Origin of the sequence: Arthrobacter sp. KNU40, from assembly GCF_051515115.1 — a bacterium.
Lineage (GTDB): Bacteria > Actinomycetota > Actinomycetes > Actinomycetales > Micrococcaceae > Arthrobacter.
The window spans coordinates 2,630,180-2,648,048 of sequence record NZ_CP195850.1 but is presented as its reverse complement, the minus strand read 5'-3'; the positions used below and the strand labels follow the sequence as shown (position 1 = coordinate 2,648,048).

Below are 17,869 nucleotides of genomic sequence, written 5' to 3'. Positions count from 1 at the left end.
TGCTTGTTCGGAGCGGCCGTGGCCGCCCACGCCGCGATGGAAGCCGGCCCGCGCCAGGACGGTCCGGTTGCCGACGCTGCGGCTACACGCGATTCGGTGGTCATTCACGTGCTGATCGTGGGTGATCCTCGCGAACTGGGCACGGATTCACGTGGATCTGGACGCTGGGCCGTACCGGCCGAAGTAATCGATATTGCGGCCGACGGCATGCTCATCCATTCCCGCACAAGAATTCTGCTGACTGGAGGCGAAGGCTGGAACCAGGTCGTCACGGGACAGGAGGTAAGAACCGCCGGCAAGCTGAAGCCGGCAAAACCAGGACAAATCGAGGCCGGTGTCCTTGCCGCCGCCACCCCACCCATGCGGCCGGACTCGCGCCACAAGCCAGACACGCGGCACAGTCCTGAAGCTCAAAGCAACCCGGCAGCACCGGCCAACATTGCCCACGGTCCAGCTCAGCTGAAAAGGCAATTCGGCTCCGCCACCGGATGGTTGCAAGGCGACGCAGCCGGACTCCTGCCCGGAATGGTCACGGGCGACACCACCGGCTTGGACGAAGGCCTGGAGGCGGCGATGAAAACTACCGGCACCACCCACCTCACGGCGGTCAGCGGCGCAAACTGCAGCCTCATTCTTGGGGGCCTGGTGCTTTTGGCCAGGAGCTTTCGGCTTGCCAGGGGAGTCGCGGCAATAGTGGCCCTTGCTGGTTTGGCGTCCTTTGTCATGATGGTGGGGCCGGACGCGAGCGTCCTGAGGGCGGCGGTCATGGGAGCTATCGGCCTCAGCGCGCTAAGCGGCGGCCGACGGGGACGGAGCCTGGGCTTTCTGTGCATTGCCGTGACCGGCCTGCTCATCCTGGATCCCTCACTTGGCACGAGCATCGGATTTCTCTTGTCTGTCCTCGCCACCCTGGGCATTATCCTGTTGGCGCCGCCGATAGCTTCCTGGGCTCCGGCGTGGGTGCCTTCCTGGCTAGCTACCGCCATTGCAGTGCCTTTGGCCGCGCAGCTTCTGTGCGGTCCGGTCATCGTGGCTCTGCAACCCCAGTTCTCCAGCTACGCACTGCTGACGAATATCGCAGTTGCTCCGTTTGTCGCCCCCGTGACTATCCTGGGAACCATTGCGGTTCCCCTCGTTCCGCTGCTTCCGTGGCTTGCAGTTGTTCCTATTGCCGCAGCCGGGGCCAGCGCGGAAATGGTGGCGGCAATCGCCAGGTTCTTCGCAGGACTTCCCGGAGCCGCCCTGCCCTGGCCGGAAGGTCCCACGGGAATCGCCACCATGGTGCTCTTGTCTGTTGTGACCATCCTGATGGTGTGGCTTGTCCTGCATCCAACGTGGGCAGGCTCAGCCGTATTGTCGTTGCACCGTCGCCTGGTGTTCCTCATAGCGGCTGGGGAGTCGGCTCTTCGCCGCGTCTCGAGCGACCGCCATTACGCGGGCTCGCCGACGCCCGGTAGGCCAGCCGCGGGGTTGGGGATCACGGCCCCGGACGCTCCACGTGGGAGACTGGGACTAAAGAAAAACCCTTCTGGAAGGAAGCAACATTGGCTGCTGGCCAGGTCTCCAAGGCCAAAACCTCCGCGGCGAACACCGCCAGCTGGCGGGACATTACACCGTCCGCGGTAGTGCTCATCACCGGCCCTGAAGAATACCTCGGAATCCGGGCCATGGATCGGATCCGCTCGCAAGTGCGGGCCGCGGCACCTGAATTGGAACTCAGCAGGCTCAATGCCGGCAGCTACGAGTCCGGTTCGCTCGCAATGGCAGTCACGCCGTCACTGTTCGATGAGGCAAAACTCATCGAGATCGAGGGCCTCGAATCGATGACCGATGCCTTCCTCGCCGATGCCTTGAAATACGTAGCCCAACCGGAGAGCGACGTCGTGTTGGTCCTTCGCCACGGTGGCGGGGTGCGCGGAAAGAAGCTCTTGGACGCCATCAAGTCCTCGGGATGGCCGGTGGTTGACTGCCAGCCCTTGAAAAAGGATGCCGAGAAAACAGCATTCGTCGTCTCGGAATTCAAGGCAGGAGGCCGCCGCATCGAAGCGGAAGCTGTCCAGGCCCTCGTCAATGCAGTCGGTGCCAGCCTCTCCGAGCTCGCGGCGGCCTGTAACCAGCTCATCGCGGACGCCACTACCGCGGTCGACGCCGCCACAGTGGAGCGCTACTACGGCGGCCGCGTGGAAGCCACGGCATTCAAGGTTGCGGACGCCGCCATGGCCGGCAACGGGCCCCAGGCCCTGTCCAGCCTCCGGCATGCCCTCGCCACCGGGGTTGACCCGGTGCCGCTGGTGGCCGCCCTCGCCGCGAAGCTCCGCACCCTGGCCAAGGTAGCCGGAGCCCAGGGATCGTCGGCGCAGATCGCCAAGCAGCTTGGCATGCAGCCATGGCTCGTGGAACAGGCCCAACGCGACGTACGGCGTTGGACTCCCGAAGGCCTGGTCCGTTCCATCCAGGTCACGGCTGAAGCGGATGCCCAGGTAAAGGGCCTCTCGCGGGATCCCGTGTACGCGGTAGAGCACGCCGTCACGGTCATCGCCAACGCGGCCTGCGGCCGTTAGAGGGCTGGCGCCCGGCCGCTCGCCAACTCAGCCCGGCGCCGCAGGTTTCGTCCCCACGTATATCCGCCAGTCCACAAGAAAGTCAACGGCGTGCCGCGACGCGCTCTGCGTGTCACCAGTGCACAAAGAGGCGGCCGGCTGGTACTCAATTTCGGGGCAATCACTACTCAATTTCTGGCAATGACCACTCAAATTCAAGCCAACGGCCTCCCAGGCAGCCCTTTTGACCGTAGATTTCACGGTGCGGGACCCCTTCCTCCGGATGCCGCGCCCGGCGTGTCTGCCCTTTGAGATGCCGGACGTGTGACCTTGCTTTGGGGACAAGGCCGGGTCTGTGGCCGAGCAAGCCATCTTCGTCGGCCATGCCTTCAGTCACTTTCCATGTGTGACTACGAAAGTCACCGAATGAAAGGAACATTCATGTCAACTCCCGTTGAGAGTCGAAACCCAAGCAACGTTTCATTCCGAGGGAAGATGGCGAAAATTGGAGGCGTCACCTTGGCGTTCTTCCTCACAATATCGGTAGCCTTTCAGGCCACCGTTACGCTAGGCATCTCTTCTGCCCTTGCTACGAACATTTACTTTGCACTCAATGCTCTATCGTGGGCGGCGATGGCTGCAGCCGTCGTGGCGGCCTTTGGTATTGGAGCAGCACTGGCCGGGGTCCTTTTTGGTCTGATCAAGAAGTGGGCTCTGAAGCAGTTCGTTGCCTGGTAAACCGCTACCACTTACGTACTAGCCCATGGGGAGGGCCACAATGAACTTACGCAACTTCACCCACAGGAATCCTAGTGTATTCGCTGTGGTCCTCTCCGGGTGCAAGGCCACCTTCACTAACGATTTTCGGCGAAGGTCGCATCGACTCCAGGACCTTCTGACGATTTTAGGGTTTGCTTCTCACGCTGCGGCGGTTAACAATGTAATGATCTTTGGCCATTTGTTGACATTACTAATCATCGGTGTCGGAATAGTGTGGACGCCTCAGCCGAGTGGGTTAACCACATTGGGAATTCCGCTCAGCACCCCTGACGTCGTGAGCATCATGGCGGCGCTGTTGGCAATAGCGCTTTTACAAGCAAGGCGCCGCTACACGAAAACCCATCGTTGCTGGAACAGCGTGTCAGCATCCCTAGACGTCGGGATGCGCGCAGGTTTGGTCCTTACGGATCTTGGTCTCGCCGGCATGCTCATCCTTCAGAACGTGCGATGGCACAATGTCAATAACCTGTTAGCTGCCGGGGCCCTCGCAATCTCATCATTTCTTGTCGTGGCACCCCTGAAGAGAGCCGCTGTCCGGGTGCTCGTTGTTTTGATTATTGCTTTTTCGGCGTGCAGCCTGATTCTTCTCTTTACGAATTCTCCGTCATTTGATGTCAATGAAAGCTTCGACTCCGGATCGGCTTACAAGTTGTTGTTGATCCTCGCTGGTACGGTTCTTACGGCTGCGTCCACACCTGCCCTCTACAGGGCCACCGCTCATCCTCGTGCCCTACGTAGCCGAGGGTTGCTGGCTGATTTATCAATTAAAGCAGCATGCATTTTTCTCTTGTCAAGCTTGGCCTTGTCAATCATGGAATTGACACCATGGCCGTGGACGGCCCCGTTTATTGCTCTTGCTGTCTTCTTCTCGGGTTTAGTTCTGTATCGGTCATCCTTCGCACGGATCTCTTCACCTGAAACTTTGGGCTTTGCCCTGTTCCTCGTAAGGCTTAGACCGTCCTGGGTAAGGCCGATCATTATCCGCAGCCTGGTTACCGCGATCGCAGTGACTGCGCCATTGACCCTTTTGTTATCTGTATTCTTCCTTTTAGGAAAGTACACCCAGGCGGCGGTCTTGCTTGTTGCTCTTGTCGCTCTCGAGATAAGTATCGACGCCTTGATCGTCCAACGTCGGACAGCCGTCATACCAGGCTCGCGGATCTCGAAATTGGCGCAGAAATCCAAGGCAGGCTTAGGCGCAGCAATTTGCGCTGGCCTCGCAGTTGTGTTCTCAGGCATTCTCGGTACCGCTGCACCGCAAGCAACACAAGGTCCCTGGTTTGGCGTCACGTCCGGCGCCCTGACTCTCGTGGCTGTGCTCTTGACCTCCCTGGTTCTCAACGACGCACCTGCGTGGGTCCGTGAACTATCAGTCACCGAAATGGAGGACACGTGAAATCTCTAACGCGTGTCGATCATGCCTTTGGATCCCACGTCATCTTTGACCGTGCCTCCGTAGATCTTCCGGACCGAGGCGTTGTTGCGCTTCGAGGGCCGAATGGATGTGGCAAGACGACCCTACTCAAGCTCCTCGGTGGCATGAGCTCGACGTCGTGCACTGAAATCGCGCGGTGGAGAAAGGACTTCACGGCGGTCTATCTGGACACGGACTTTCTCACCCTCGACTACCTCACGGTCGAAGAACACTTGGATATGGTCAGGCCGCTGATTGGCCCGTCGGAGATGCAGGAAGATGACGGGCATCATCTTCTGACTGAACAGATGATGCCAACCAGGGTTGCAGACCTGTCCCTCGGACAGCGCCAGCGACTCGTTCTGACAGTAGCTTTGGCACTCAAGAACGTCGATGTCCTACTTCTCGACGAGCCTCTTAACGGAATGGACCTGCAAGGCTCCTCAGTTGCACGCCGGTCAATGCTCGCCGTAGGAAAATGCCGTCTGGTCCTCGTGGCTACCCACGAGGATGACCACTGGACCGACTACGATCTCGCGGTCCGCCAGAAGGATACGATCGAACTGCGCCCAACAGGAGCGCGAAAATGAGCAGTCGTCTCACCAACCGCGTTCGCACTCGTTTCAAAGCCTTGCGTTCCCGTTTCCCGTATCTGGGCACCGACTTCTTGAAAATTCTGTTCGCCATAGCCTGCGGGATTGGCCTTGCTTCTCTCTTCACGTGGGTTGCAAGTACCGCAGCTATTGGCATCCACCAGACCGTCGCGCTGACCGTAGTCCAAATTCCCCTCGAGATCGTAGCGTGGGCGCTCACAATCCAGGGGCCACGCCTGTTCTGGCCAACACTTCTCGGAAAGATCAGAGGAGAACACACTTGGCGTCACGTGTCCCAAAGATGCGCGAAGTCCTCATCACCGCAGCTATCTTCTACTTCCTGGCGGCCCTCGCCGAGTGGGCCGAACACGCGCTACTCGAAAGGTAAGTCATGACCTCCGCGAGCCCAAAGACCTCCGACCCTCCCGCACCGCGGAGCCCGACGAAAATCAACCCGGTCTGGATCATCTGCCTGCTGCTCGCATACACTGCGGCTGCCCAATTCGCGGTGGGATCGAACATTGAACGGCTGGCCACAGAAAATGCCGAGCACAACCGGTTTTCGAGCCAAGAGGTGCTCGTGACCTTCCTTCGCGTAGGCGTCATTATCTGGAGTACTCTGGCATCCTTTCTGCAAGGCCTCGTACTAAGGCTTATATACAAGGGCATCTTCAAAGGACATGGCCCCACCCTCGGAGCCAGCTGGTTTTGGGTTCTTCTAGGTCAAATCCCATTCATGGCCACTGTGCTCGCCATGGGACTGTTTTTGGAGCCCGAAGCGCGAGGTCTCCTCGGTCAAGCCTGGGTGCGTATTCTGTTCGGCACCATCGCAGGGGCCATCTACATTGCGGCTGCCAAGAAGGTGTTTGTTGCCCCGAACGGGCGCCTAGCGATGCTCTTCGTCATCGTCTCCATCGTAAACTGGCTCTTCGTGGTTGGTGGGGAAATGAGTTCGTGTCGTTGAAGACAAGGGGGCCCGTGGCCCTGCTGGGATGAGTGTGTCTAAGCATTCAACCTGGAACAGGACCACGAGCCTTGAACGAGCCTACCGGGGTCGCAGCTGAGGCTGCCACCAACATCTTCAACCTGCCCGATTACCGTGTCATTTCCACCGGAGTGAGCCCCGATGGCGGCCGGAGGGTCATTGTCGAAACCGACCAGCCGCCGGGCTGCCCCACGTGCGGGGTGGTTGCGTCGCGGCGGAAGGAACGACGCTTCCAGCGGATCCGGGACATTCCTGTCGCCGGCCCGGTGGAGGTCCTCTGGTCCAAGTACCGCTGGTATTGCGAAGAACCGGCGTGCGAGAGGCTCTCGTTCTTTGAGTCCACCGCCCAGGTCCCGCGGCGTGCCCGCTCTACCGGCCGGCTCCGGGACCAGCTCGTGGGTGCGGTCATCCGTTCGGGCCGGGCCGTCTCGGAGACTGCTGCCGCGTTCGCGGTGTCTTGGTGGATGGTCCGTGTCGCGCTCAATGAAGCCTGCTTTCTCACCCTTCCGGATGTGGATCAGCTGAGTCCAAGAATGCTGGGTATCGATGAGCACCGGTTCCGGTCCGTGCGCTACTTCCAGGACCCCGAATCCAAGGCCTGGACACGGTTCGAGCCGTGGATGACCACGATCGTGGATCTGGACAGCGGCCAGGTGCTGGGCGTCCTGGACGGCCGGGACCACAGGGGCGTCGGGGAGTGGCTCTTCGCCCGGCCTCTGGCATGGCGTCTGGCCGTGCAGGTCGTGGCGATCGACCCCTCGGCCGCGTTCCGAAAGGCGCTGCGGATGTGGCTTCCCCGGACCGCTGTCGCGGTCGATCACTTCCACCTGATCTCCCTGGCCAACCAGGCCGTGACCGAGACACGGCAGAACCTGTCCCAACAGGTCAAGGCCCGCCGCGGAAGGGCCGTCGACAAGGCCTGGGCGCACCGGATGCTTCTCCTGCGCGCTGGCAATACCCTCACGGAGAAGGCCGCCCACCGGCTAGCAGAAGTGTTCGCTGCCGACGATCCGACCGGCACGCTCCAGGCGGTCTGGAAGGTCAAGGAACAGCTGCGGGTCTTGCTGCGCACCGGCTCCCTGGAGGACGCCGCGACGGCGAAGAACGAACTTGAGGAACTGGTCAAGGCAGCCGGACGACCGGAGACGAACAGGCTCTACCGCACCGTCTGCCGGTGGTGGAAAGAGATCGAGGTGCTGATCATTACCGGTGCCACGACGGGCAAGGTTGAAGCCAACAACACCGCCATAAAGAACATCAAACGCACCGCCCGCGGTTACCGCAACCCGGCCAATTACAAGTCGGTTATTCTCTTGAGAAGTGCCGTTCGGACGGCGGCATGACGCTCATCCCAGGGATCCATTTCCCCACGAACCGTGAAGAGCCCGTAAACTCGGTCCTGCTCGTCTCAGGTAGCTCCGCCTTAAATACCTGAGGCCGGCACCCAGGGGTGCCGGCCTCATGTTCAGCTCAGTCGAACTGGATAAACCTTAGAGTGCGCTGACCTTTTTGGAGATCGCCGACTTGCGGTTTGCAGCGTTGTTCTTGTGAATAACGCCCTTGCTGACAGCCTTATCCAGCTTACGGCTAGCAGCAACAAGAGCCTTTGCAGCGGCATCCTTGTCCGTGGACTCAACGGCGGTGGCGACGGCGCGGATGGCCGTCTTCAGCTCAGACTTGACTGCGTTGTTACGCAGGCGAGCCTTCTCGTTGGTGAGGATGCGCTTCTTCTGGGACTTGATATTAGCCACGTGTGTGAACTCTCTTTTAATGCGGAAAATGGTCTAGAGGGTTTTCAGGTTGGCCATCGACTGAGCGGCGTGGGGATGCCTATGGCAGCCAACCATGAGTGGCCGTCGACCTGCACGGACACACCGCCATAAATATTATCAGACTCGGCGCTTTTCCGGGGATTTCGCGTCTATGCCGAGTCGTGTTGCCCGTTGAGCCGGCCCGCCACAAGTTGGAAAGTGCGTTTGTCGAGGACAGCACCCTCCCGCCGGACGTCCGCCGGATTGATGCGAACCACCCGGTCTACCTTGACCTCGCTCGGCCGGCCTTGAGGGTCCCAGGAACCGGTGCCGATGTCGACGTAGTCATCTGAACGGCGGCCGTTGTAGTGGTCTTTGCTGGTCAGCATCAGCCCCAGCAGCCACGCGCCGTCGTGCCCTATCAAAAGGACCGGGCGGTCCTTGCCCTGGGAATAATCCTCTTCGTACGGAACCCATGACCACACGATCTCTCCCGGGTCCGGTTTGCCGTCGGGATTGGGGGAGTACCGCGGCGACACCGCGCCCCTGAAGTCGCCCGGATACGGACCGGAAAGCTGCCCGACGTCGGTGCTTGCGTTCCGTGTCCGGTTCGCCTTCGCCGCGGCCCCGCCCTTCGGGGATCGGCGAGGGGGTGCGCCGGCCGGGGATCCGATGATCCGTCGAAGGTAGCCCAGGGAGCCTTTGAGGAGTCTGCCAAGCAAGTGTGTGTCCGATGCCATGGAACCACCGTACTTTCCCTTGCCGTGCCAGTGCACAAGCGGCGCCGGGTTCGTGGGAGACTATTAGTTCAGATATGCGGCATCGGCCGGAATGGTCCAGACCAGTCCGGAGTCCGGCCGTGTGAGTATCGACAGTAAGGACCCTGCGTGTCTCCCATGGCCCGCACCGCACCGGTGCCCGCCGCGACAGATCCGGCCATCATCCGGAACTTCTGCATCATTGCCCACATCGACCACGGTAAATCCACCTTGGCCGACCGCATGTTGCAGTACACCGGCGTCGTTAAGTCCCGCGACATGAAGGCCCAGTATCTGGACCGCATGGATATCGAACGCGAACGTGGCATCACCATCAAGTCCCAGGCTGTCCGCATGCCCTGGGAACTTGACGGCACCAGCTACGCCCTGAACATGATCGATACCCCCGGCCACGTTGACTTCACCTATGAGGTTTCCCGTTCCCTCGCGGCCTGTGAAGGCGCAGTCCTCTTGGTGGATGCCGCGCAAGGCATCGAGGCCCAAACCCTGGCCAACCTCTACCTGGCGATGGAAAACAACCTCACGATCATTCCGGTGCTCAACAAGATCGACCTTCCGGCCGCCCAGCCCGAAAAGTACGCCGCGGAACTCGCGAACCTTATCGGCGGCGACCCCGAGGACGTGCTGCGCGTATCCGGCAAGACCGGCGTGGGCGTAGAGGCCCTGCTGGACAAGATCGTCCGCGATCTTCCGGCTCCTGTCGGCGACCCGGACGCTCCGGCCCGAGCCATGATCTTCGACTCCGTGTACGACACCTACCGCGGCGTGGTCACCTACGTCCGTGTCGTGGACGGCATGCTGCACCCGCGCGAGCGGATCCAGATGATGTCCACCCGTGCCACCCACGAGCTCCTGGAAATCGGTGTCAGCTCTCCGGAGCCCACGCCCTCCAAGGGCCTGGGCGTCGGCGAAGTAGGCTATTTGATCACCGGCGTGAAGGACGTCCGCCAGTCAAAGGTCGGCGACACCGTGACCAACCTGGCCAAGCCCGCTTCGCAATCCCTCGCCGGTTACGCCGATGCCAAGCCTATGGTCTTCTCCGGCTTGTATCCCTTGGACGGCACGGACTATCCAGTGCTCCGGGATGCCCTAGAGAAGCTCATGCTCAACGACGCAGCACTCGTCTACGAACCTGAGACGTCTGCCGCCCTGGGCTTCGGTTTCCGCGTGGGCTTCCTTGGCCTGCTGCACTTGGAAATCACCCGTGAACGCCTCGAGCGCGAGTACAACCTCGACCTCATCTCCACCGCTCCCAACGTTGAGTACGAGGTCACGCTGGAGGACAAGCGGGTCCTGCACGTCACCAACCCGAGCGAATACCCCACCGGCAAGATCTCGGAGGTGCGCGAACCTATGGTGTCCGCCACCATCCTGGCGCCGAATGAGTTCGTGGGCGCCATCATGGAGCTGTGCCAGAGCCGCCGCGGCGTCATGGGCGGCATGGACTACCTCTCCGAAGACCGCGTGGAAATCCGGTACCGCCTTCCGCTGGCCGAAATCGTCTTCGATTTCTTCGACATCCTCAAGTCCAAGACCCGCGGCTACGGTTCGCTGGACTGGAAGGCCGACGGCGAGCAGGTCGCAGACCTGGTCAAGGTGGACATCATGCTCCAGGGCGAGCAGGTTGACGCTTTCAGTGCCATCACCCACCGCGACAAGGCCTACGCCTACGGCGTCATGATGACAGGCAAGTTGCGCGAACTCATTCCCCGCCAGCAGTTCGAGGTGCCCATCCAGGCCGCCATCGGTTCGCGGATCATTGCGCGTGAGAGCATCCGCGCCATCCGCAAGGACGTCCTTGCCAAGTGCTATGGCGGTGACATCACCCGTAAGCGCAAACTTCTGGAAAAGCAGAAGGAAGGCAAGAAGCGCATGAAGATGGTGGGCCGCGTGGAAGTTCCACAGGAAGCGTTCATCGCAGCCCTGACCACCGACGAATCCAAGGACAAGGCCAAGAAGTAATGCCGCTTTTCGCCCGGGACACCACGGGACACGCGCGCACTGTAGGGGCGCGCGCAGGACAGGCACGAGGGGAAATCCGTGCCTAGCGTTCTTCCCCTCGGGGATCCGGCACCTGCGGACGGACTCTTGCCGCCGCAGGTGCTCGACGGCGTCGATTCACGCAAATTTGGACTGTACGTCCACATACCTTTCTGTGCCGTCCGTTGCGGATACTGCGATTTCAACACTTACACAGCCACCGAACTTGGCGGCGGCGCCTCCCAGGACGCCTACGCGTCTACTGCCATTTCGGAAGTGGAGTTCGCCGTCCGGGCCATGGAAGCCTCCGGGCTGCCGCAACGGCACCTGAGCACGGTGTTCTTCGGCGGCGGGACGCCGACCCTGCTGCCTGCCGAAGATCTCGCACGCATCCTGACGGCCGCCGTCGGGCACTGGGGCCTGGAAGCGGGAGCCGAAGTCACCACTGAGGCGAACCCGGACTCTGTGACGCCCGAGTCCCTCCAGCTGCTCGCAGACGCCGGCTTTACCCGGATTTCCTTCGGCATGCAGTCGGCGGTCCCTCACGTCCTCAAGGTCCTGGACCGTACACACACTCCCAGCCGGGTCCCCTTGGTGGTCCAATGGGCGCGCGACGCCGGCCTTGCGGTGAGCCTCGATCTCATCTATGGGACTCCCGGCGAGTCCATGGCTGATTGGCGGACCTCCCTCGAGACAGCGTTGTCCTACGGTCCGGACCACATCAGTGCCTATGCGCTGATCGTGGAAGAAGGCACCAAGCTGGCGGCGCAGATCCGGCGCGGAGAAGTTCCCGGCATCGACGACGACGACCACGCCGCCAAGTACGAACTCGCCGATCAGCTGATCAGCGCCGCCGGTCTGGACTGGTACGAGGTCAGCAATTGGTCCCGCACTCCCGAACAGGCGTGCAAACACAACCTAGCCTATTGGCGGGGAGACGATTGGTGGGGCATCGGACCCGGTGCGCATTCCCACATGGGCGGCGTCCGCTGGTGGAACGTCAAACACCCCACAGCCTATGCCAACAGGCTCGGCAGCGGGGTGTCTCCGGCCGCTGGACGTGAAACGCTCGACGCCGGAACCCGGGAAGTGGAACGCATCATGCTGGAGGCTCGGCTCGGCACAGGGCTTCAAGTTGACGCGCTCGACAAGGTGGGCCGCCACGCCGTCGCAGGCCTCATTGCCGACGGACTGGTTGAGCCTGGTGCGGCCTTCCAAGGACGGCTGGTCCTGACTCTCAAGGGCCGGCTACTCGCGGACGCCGTGGTCCGCCGGATCCTTCCGGACTAGCGGCAGGCGCTAGCGGTTGGCGCGGGAGTTGCGTACGGACCCGCGAAGACCGGCTACTTGATCCAGCGCAGGTTGAAGCGGTAGCGGTGCGGTTGTCCGTGGTTGACGCGGATTCCGGCTGACACCGAGAAGCAGGTCACGGCCACCCAGATCGCCGTGGCAAGGACAGCGAACAGGTTTCCCACCACCGGGAGCAAGACAAGGACGTTGGCGAGCACTGCGGCAATCGTCGGAGGCAAAGTGAAGTTGAGCGCTTCCTTGGATTCCTGTGCCGTGAAGGGGCCACGTTCGCGGAAGATCAGGTAGATCAGAAGCGAAGGAACGCAGCCAAGGATCCCGCCGAAATGTGCCAGTGTTGCCCACTGCCGGTCTTCCGAGGCGGTCAAGGGCAGCGCGTTGGCAGGAACGCCGTGGTACTGGGACTGGCCCGAGGTGCCATCCCGATCGTCAGGAGCGTTGTCTGCCAAAGTATCTTCCTTCGAGTATCAATCGGTGCAGTGTTGCTGTCCCAGAATACTTGCTCGGCACGCGATCAGCCGACCAACTCCTCTGCCCGGGGCGCGCAATCGTCACGGAACAGTCAGGAAATCGATCACTTCTTCCACGCGGCCCAGCAACGAGGGCTCCAAATCGGCGTAGCTGTGGACGGCGCCAAGAAGCTTTTGCCAACCCAGCCCGACATCTTCGGCCGTCTCATGCGGCCAGCCGAAGGACCTCAGGATGCCGGTCTTCCAATCCGTGCCGCGCGCGATGGTTGGCCATTGCTCGATCCCCAACACCTTGGGCCGGATTGCCTGCCAGACGTCCACGTAGGGATGTCCCACGATCAGGACGTTTCCCGCGGCGCCCGGCAGCGTCATGGCTTCGGCAGCAATCCGCGACTCCTTCGAATCCGGTACCAAGTGGTCCACGAGGATTCCGAGCCGGCGGCCCGGGCCGGGGGAGAACCCGGCGATGGCGGCCTTGAGATCGTCCACGCCGTGCAAGGGCTCGACGACGATGCCCTCCACCCGGAGATCATCTCCCCACACCTTTTCCACGAGTTCGGCGTCGTGCTTGCCTTCCACCCAGATCCGGCTCGCCTTGGCGACTTGGGCCCGCTGCCCGGCGACGCGGACGGATCCCGATGCCGTCCTGCCTGCTTGCGCCGCGGCCTTGGCGGACGCGGCGCGTGGAGCCGGCGGCACGAGCTTCACTGCTTGTCCCTCCAGGAGGAATCCGAATCCGAGCCGGAACGATTTGGCCTTTCCCCGCCGATCCTCAAGCACCACAATGTGCATGCCCCCGGACTTCTCCACCCTGGTCACGGCCCCGACCCAACCGGACTGCACGTCCTCGAGAACCATCCCGCGTTCAACGGGCACCTCAGGCAGTTGCCGTTTGGCAGACGAGGTGAGGTCTTGCGGGCCCCAATTGTCGTAAGACACGGTCTTCACACCACTTTGCGCTAGGGGGATCGTTGACGGTCCGTGGCATTACCCACGGCCTCGCGGGAATCATGTTCGCCGCGAGCGGTACCAATGCTAACAACGAGGTGGCTCATACTAGACTTGTTAGCACTTGGGCATGTTGAGTGCTAATTGTTGAAATGTTGATTGGAGGTGGGCAGTGAGCGAACCACGCAAGCTTGAAGTGTTACGCGCCATCGTGGAGGACTACGTTCACTCCCGCGAGCCCGTCGGCTCCAAAGCCTTGGTCGAACGGCACCATTTGGGAGTGTCGAGCGCCACCATCCGCAATGACATGGCACTTCTTGAAGAAGAAGGCCTCATTGCCGCGCCGCACACGAGTGCCGGCCGCATTCCAACGGACAAAGGCTACCGCCTGTTCGTCGACCGCATCTCCGAGGTCAAGCCGCTTTCGGCTGCCGAGCGCCGGGCTATCCATTCCTTGCTTGAGGGACCCGACGACGTTGAGGACATCCTTGAGCGCACTGTCCGGCTCCTCTCCCAACTGACCAACCAGGTCGCCGTCGTCCAGTACCCGCACCTGAGCCGCGCGCGTGTCCGGCACATTGAGTTTGTCCTTTTGGCACCGCGTCAGGTCTTGGTGGTATTGATCGCCGATTCTGGCAAGGTGGAACAGGGCGTTGTGCACGCAGCGACGGACGCCACCGACGAAGAGCTCATGGCCTTGCGCGCGCGGTTCCTTGGAAGCATTGCCGGCTCCCAGCTCGACCTCATGCCGCAAGTCCTGCCTTCGGTGGTTGCCTTGTGCCCGCCGACGCTTCGCAACCTTGCAGGCGCCCTTGCCCATGGCCTGGAAAGGCTTGCCGAGCGGAGCCGCGACGAGCGCATGGTCATGGCAGGCACGGCCAACCTGGCCCGCTCCAACGTGGACTTCCCGCTGAGCATCGGTCCGGTCCTCGAAGCGCTTGAGGAGCAGGTGGTCATGTTGCGGCTGTTGTCGGATATGGCGGAAGACCCCCGCGGCGTCACGGTGAGCATCGGCCGCGAAAACCCCTATGACGGCCTCTCGGAGGCTTCGGTGGTTGCCACGGGCTACGGTCCGGGCAGCAGCGCCAAGATCGGCATTCTTGGACCCACCCGCATGGACTACCCCAACACCATGGCGGCCGTCCGTGCCGTCGCACGCTACCTTTCCCGCATTCTGGGCGGCTGACAGCCTCGGCTGGAGGGCGCCTCGCAAGAAACGCAGTGGAACCGTAAACAAGGAAGAGATACCGACTTTGAGCAGTCACTATGACGTTCTGGGCGTCTCGCCGGAAGCAACCGGCGAGGAGATCAAAAAGGCCTACCGCAAACTCGCACGTAAGCTGCACCCCGATGTGAACCCCGGGGCCGGCGCAGCCGAGGAATTCAAGGCGGTGACCCACGCTTACGAGGTCCTCTCCGACCCCCAGAAGCGCCGTGTCTACGACGCAACTGGCAACGAGAACGGGACCGACAACGGTTTCGGCGGAGGATACGCGGGCCAGGGATTCGCCTTCCAGGACATCTTCGATACCTTCTTCGGCGGAGGAGGCGGCGGCATGCAAGGCCCCGCATCACGTATGCGCCGCGGGCAGGACGCCCTGATCAGCGTTCGCATCGACTTGCGTGAGGCCGTGTTTGGTGTCAACAAGAAGCTTGAGGTGGACACCGCTGTCATCTGTCCCACGTGCGAAGGCTCATGCTGCCGTCCGGGCACCCACCCGGAGCGCTGCGACATCTGTGGCGGCTCGGGCCAGGTCCAGCGGGCTGTACGCTCGATCCTCGGCCAGGTCATGACAGCCGCACCGTGTGGATCGTGCGAAGGTTTCGGCTCGATCATCAAGGATCCTTGCAATGAGTGCAACGGCCAGGGCCGCATCCGCAGCCGCCGTTCACTGACCGTCAAGGTGCCCGGCGGCGTCGCTACCGGGACCCGCATCCAGCTGTCGTCGCAAGGCGAAGCAGGTCCTGCGGGCGGTCCTCCCGGTGACCTCTACGTGGAGATCCGGGTCAACAGTGACTCCACCTACATCCGCGAAGGCGACGACCTTCACGCCACGCTGAGCGTTCCCATGACTGCCGCGGCACTGGGTACTGAGCTGCAGCTTGAGACTTTCGACGGTCCCCAGGAGATTGACGTCAAGTCCGGCACGCAGTCCGGCGAAGTCATCACCCTGCGTGGACTCGGCGTCACCCATCTCCGCGGCTACGGCAGGGGAGACCTCAAGGTGCACCTGCACGTTGAGACGCCCGGCAAGCTCGACGCCGCACAGGAAGACCTGCTTCGCCAACTGGCAAAATTGCGCGGAGAGCAGTTCACCGAAGGCAAGCTTGTGGCCAGCGGCGGTATGTTCGCGAAGCTGCGGGACAAGCTCGGTAACCTATAGCGGTGAGCAACCCCGTATTCTTCGCAGCAGCCGGAACGCTTGACGGGCTCGGCCCTGGAGACACTTTTGTGCTCGACGGCGCCGAAGCCAGGCATGCTGTCACCGTCAAGCGCCTGGAAGTCGGCGAAGCCGTCGATATTGCCGACGGTGCCGGAAAACGGCTCACGGGCACCGTGACCGAATCCGGGCACGGAACCCTGACAGTCCTTGCCACCGCCGTCCAGGAGGAGCACCAACCAACCGTGCGGCTCGTATTGGTCCAGGCCCTCGCGAAGGGCGACAGGGACGAACTTGCCGTCGAGACGGCAACGGAACTCGGGATCGACGCCGTCGTGCCCTGGCAGGCCGAGCGTTCCATCGTCCGTTGGAAGGGTGACAGGGCGGCCAAGTCCCACGCGAAGTGGCAGTCCGTCGCCACGGCAGCCGCCAAGCAGGCGCGGCGCGCGTGGATTCCCGAGGTGCGTGCCGCCGTCGACGGCTCCGGCCTGGCTGCGGCGGTTGCCGCGGCCGACTTGGCGATCATCCTGCATGAGGACGCGAAACGTCCGCTGCGGGATGTCCTGCAGAAGTGGCAGGCCGAGGTTTCCGACGCGGAAACCGGGGCGGGTCGCGAAGTCCTGCTCATCGTCGGCCCGGAGGGTGGCATTTCACCGCGCGAAGTGACGAAGCTCAGCGACGTCGGCGCGGTCACCGCGCTCCTGGGCCACCACGTGCTTCGCTCGTCGACGGCGGGACCCGCAGCCGTCGTGCTCGCCAGTGACATTCTGGGGCGCTGGTAGCCCGCAGCGCTCGTCCTGGATCAGCGCTCGCTCAGCGAACGCTGAAAGTACGGGTATCCGTCGCGACGTCGGCGTCGTTGGGTCCTACCAAGGAAACCCGCAATTCATAGCGGCCCGCTCCGAGCCCCACGGTGAGGCTGAAGGCTCCACCTTGTCCGGGAACGGCAGATGCAGTGGTCTGCCCGGCGAGGTAGGAGGACTTGTCGCCGTTTGAGTTCTCGCGAAGGATTTGCCAATGCAGTTTCTTCGAGGGGTCTGTGCTCCGGCCGTTGAACTTGACCGGACCGGCAGGCAAGGTCAGATCCTCTTGCGGGTCGATGATCCACACCGGTGCCACCATGGATGCGTCGCGGACCATCGGATCGCCTAGTTTGACCTGACCGAATGCCATGTAGTCCGTGTGCCCGTCCACCAGGATGGTCACCTTGATCTGCTGTCCTGAATCGATCAGTCCTGAACTCGCGGCCGCTGCGGTGGCGGTATAGACGAGTTCCTGGACCGCACGCTGTGCCATCCCGGCGTCGAGATTGGAATTGAACGCGTCGCGGGAAACATCGACAGTGACGACGTTCTTACCGGAAATCGAGGTCGCCAGGCTGCCTGGGTTCTGCCACGGCGTGAAGAAATCGTGATCCAACGGCTTCTGGGACATCATGATCCGCAGGGCCGTGGTGATGGGGTTCTCGTTGCCAGGGTTGTCACGGAATTCGCGGTACAGGAAGGTGTCCGTGTCGCTACGCCCGATCCAATACACGGGGATCTTGTTTGAGGCCTGGGTTGTTTCGAGCGGAGCATTGCTGTCCGGCACCGTCTGCAGCGCAACTGTCGGGGTGGGGATCGGAGTGGTGGATCCCTGTCCCGTGCGATCGGCAATGCAGCCCGACAGGAACAAGGCAGCCGTCAAAGCGGTCACAAGCATCGCGGAGCGTTTCCGGATGCGTGTGCCGTGAGGAGTGACGGCTGGCCTGGTGATGGTGGATTCCTGCTCGTGTTCGGCCGCGGTGGTGCGGGGGAGTCATGCGCCCGGTGGCCGGGCACAGGGGCATTTTGCCCATGAATCAGCTTGTCACAGTCTCCCGGGCCCCGGCTGGCGTTTCGATACCCCGGCGGCCAACTGCAATCCGATTGATACGAGGTCGATGCCGAGTTGATACCAAA

General features: G+C 62.1%; 17 protein-coding genes. 12 read left to right on the top strand and 5 right to left on the bottom strand.

The features are described 5' to 3' along the window. Positions 1–18 precede the first annotated feature (18 nt). From ACSKT0_RS12205 to ACSKT0_RS12175, 7 genes are all read left to right on the top strand, one after another. Complete coding sequence (locus tag ACSKT0_RS12205) at positions 19–1,626, top strand: ComEC/Rec2 family competence protein (RefSeq protein WP_437770058.1); 1,608 nt, start codon at positions 19–21, stop codon at positions 1,624–1,626. Next, entirely contained in the window at positions 1,545–2,561 is a 1,017-nt protein-coding gene (holA, locus tag ACSKT0_RS12200; protein ID WP_437770057.1) for a DNA polymerase III subunit delta, read from the top strand. The genes ACSKT0_RS12205 and holA overlap by 82 nt, the downstream gene beginning before the upstream one ends. 420 nt (positions 2,562–2,981) lie before the next feature. After that, entirely contained in the window at positions 2,982–3,278 is a 297-nt protein-coding gene (locus ACSKT0_RS12195) for a hypothetical protein (protein WP_437770056.1), read from the top strand. 316 nt (positions 3,279–3,594) lie between these two features. Next, positions 3,595–4,716: a hypothetical protein gene (locus ACSKT0_RS12190; protein ID WP_437770055.1), complete on the top strand. Its 1,122-nt coding sequence runs from the start codon at positions 3,595–3,597 to the stop codon at positions 4,714–4,716. Beyond that, positions 4,713–5,324, top strand: coding sequence for an ABC transporter ATP-binding protein (locus tag ACSKT0_RS12185; protein ID WP_437770054.1), 612 nt, complete (start codon positions 4,713–4,715; stop codon positions 5,322–5,324). Before ACSKT0_RS12190 ends, ACSKT0_RS12185 begins: the two co-directional genes overlap by 4 nt. Before the next feature lie 394 nt (positions 5,325–5,718). Beyond that, positions 5,719–6,291, top strand: coding sequence for a hypothetical protein (locus tag ACSKT0_RS12180; protein WP_437770053.1), 573 nt, complete (start codon positions 5,719–5,721; stop codon positions 6,289–6,291). 71 nt (positions 6,292–6,362) lie between these two features. Then, the gene (locus ACSKT0_RS12175; RefSeq protein ID WP_437770052.1) at positions 6,363–7,655 is read left to right on the top strand and encodes an ISL3 family transposase; all 1,293 of its coding nucleotides are present in this window, start codon (positions 6,363–6,365) and stop codon (positions 7,653–7,655) included. A 147-nt stretch (positions 7,656–7,802) separates the two neighbouring features. On the opposite strand, the gene rpsT is transcribed toward ACSKT0_RS12175, so the two are convergent. Together rpsT and ACSKT0_RS12165 are read right to left on the bottom strand one after the other, a co-directional pair. Beyond that, on the bottom strand, positions 7,803–8,063 hold the full coding sequence (rpsT, locus tag ACSKT0_RS12170; RefSeq protein ID WP_236810834.1) for a 30S ribosomal protein S20: 261 nt from the start codon (positions 8,061–8,063) through the stop codon (positions 7,803–7,805). Positions 8,064–8,233: 170 nt separating this feature from the next. Further along, the gene (locus ACSKT0_RS12165; protein WP_437770051.1) at positions 8,234–8,803 is read right to left on the bottom strand and encodes a type II toxin-antitoxin system PemK/MazF family toxin; all 570 of its coding nucleotides are present in this window, start codon (positions 8,801–8,803) and stop codon (positions 8,234–8,236) included. Positions 8,804–8,950: 147 nt separating this feature from the next. Here ACSKT0_RS12165 and lepA point away from each other — a divergent pair, with 147 nt between their 5' ends. After that, a complete protein-coding gene (gene lepA, locus ACSKT0_RS12160; protein ID WP_236810839.1) occupies positions 8,951–10,804 on the top strand; it encodes a translation elongation factor 4 in 1,854 nt (617 codons plus the stop codon). Positions 10,805–10,882: 78 nt separating this feature from the next. Next, entirely contained in the window at positions 10,883–12,112 is a 1,230-nt protein-coding gene (hemW, locus tag ACSKT0_RS12155; protein ID WP_437770050.1) for a radical SAM family heme chaperone HemW, read from the top strand. Between the two features lie 53 nt (positions 12,113–12,165). Here the strand turns inward: hemW and ACSKT0_RS12150 are convergent, their stop codons facing one another. Next, positions 12,166–12,579 carry a DUF4870 domain-containing protein gene (locus tag ACSKT0_RS12150; RefSeq protein WP_345447489.1) on the bottom strand — a complete coding sequence of 138 codons (414 nt, stop codon included), beginning with the start codon at positions 12,577–12,579 and terminating at the stop codon, positions 12,166–12,168. 102 nt (positions 12,580–12,681) lie between these two features. Then, positions 12,682–13,539, bottom strand: a complete 858-nt coding sequence (locus ACSKT0_RS12145) for a DUF3097 domain-containing protein (RefSeq protein ID WP_437770049.1) — start codon at positions 13,537–13,539, stop codon at positions 12,682–12,684. A gap of 181 nt (positions 13,540–13,720) precedes the next feature. On the opposite strand from ACSKT0_RS12145, the gene hrcA reads away from it, so the two are divergent. The 3 genes from hrcA (at position 13,721) to ACSKT0_RS12130 (ending at position 16,711) form a co-directional block, all read left to right on the top strand. After that, positions 13,721–14,734 (top strand): heat-inducible transcriptional repressor HrcA, encoded by a 1,014-nt coding sequence (gene hrcA / locus ACSKT0_RS12140; protein ID WP_236810846.1) that lies wholly within the window; start codon positions 13,721–13,723, stop codon positions 14,732–14,734. A 67-nt stretch (positions 14,735–14,801) separates the two neighbouring features. Then, positions 14,802–15,932 carry a molecular chaperone DnaJ gene (gene dnaJ / locus ACSKT0_RS12135; RefSeq protein WP_059390014.1) on the top strand — a complete coding sequence of 377 codons (1,131 nt, stop codon included), beginning with the start codon at positions 14,802–14,804 and terminating at the stop codon, positions 15,930–15,932. Between the two features lie 2 nt (positions 15,933–15,934). Beyond that, positions 15,935–16,711 carry a 16S rRNA (uracil(1498)-N(3))-methyltransferase gene (locus ACSKT0_RS12130; RefSeq protein ID WP_437770048.1) on the top strand — a complete coding sequence of 259 codons (777 nt, stop codon included), beginning with the start codon at positions 15,935–15,937 and terminating at the stop codon, positions 16,709–16,711. A 31-nt stretch (positions 16,712–16,742) separates the two neighbouring features. Here ACSKT0_RS12130 and ACSKT0_RS12125 read toward each other — a convergent pair whose 3' ends face one another. Beyond that, the gene (locus ACSKT0_RS12125; protein ID WP_437770047.1) at positions 16,743–17,630 is read right to left on the bottom strand and encodes a GerMN domain-containing protein; all 888 of its coding nucleotides are present in this window, start codon (positions 17,628–17,630) and stop codon (positions 16,743–16,745) included. Between the last annotated feature and the right edge of the window lie 239 nt (positions 17,631–17,869).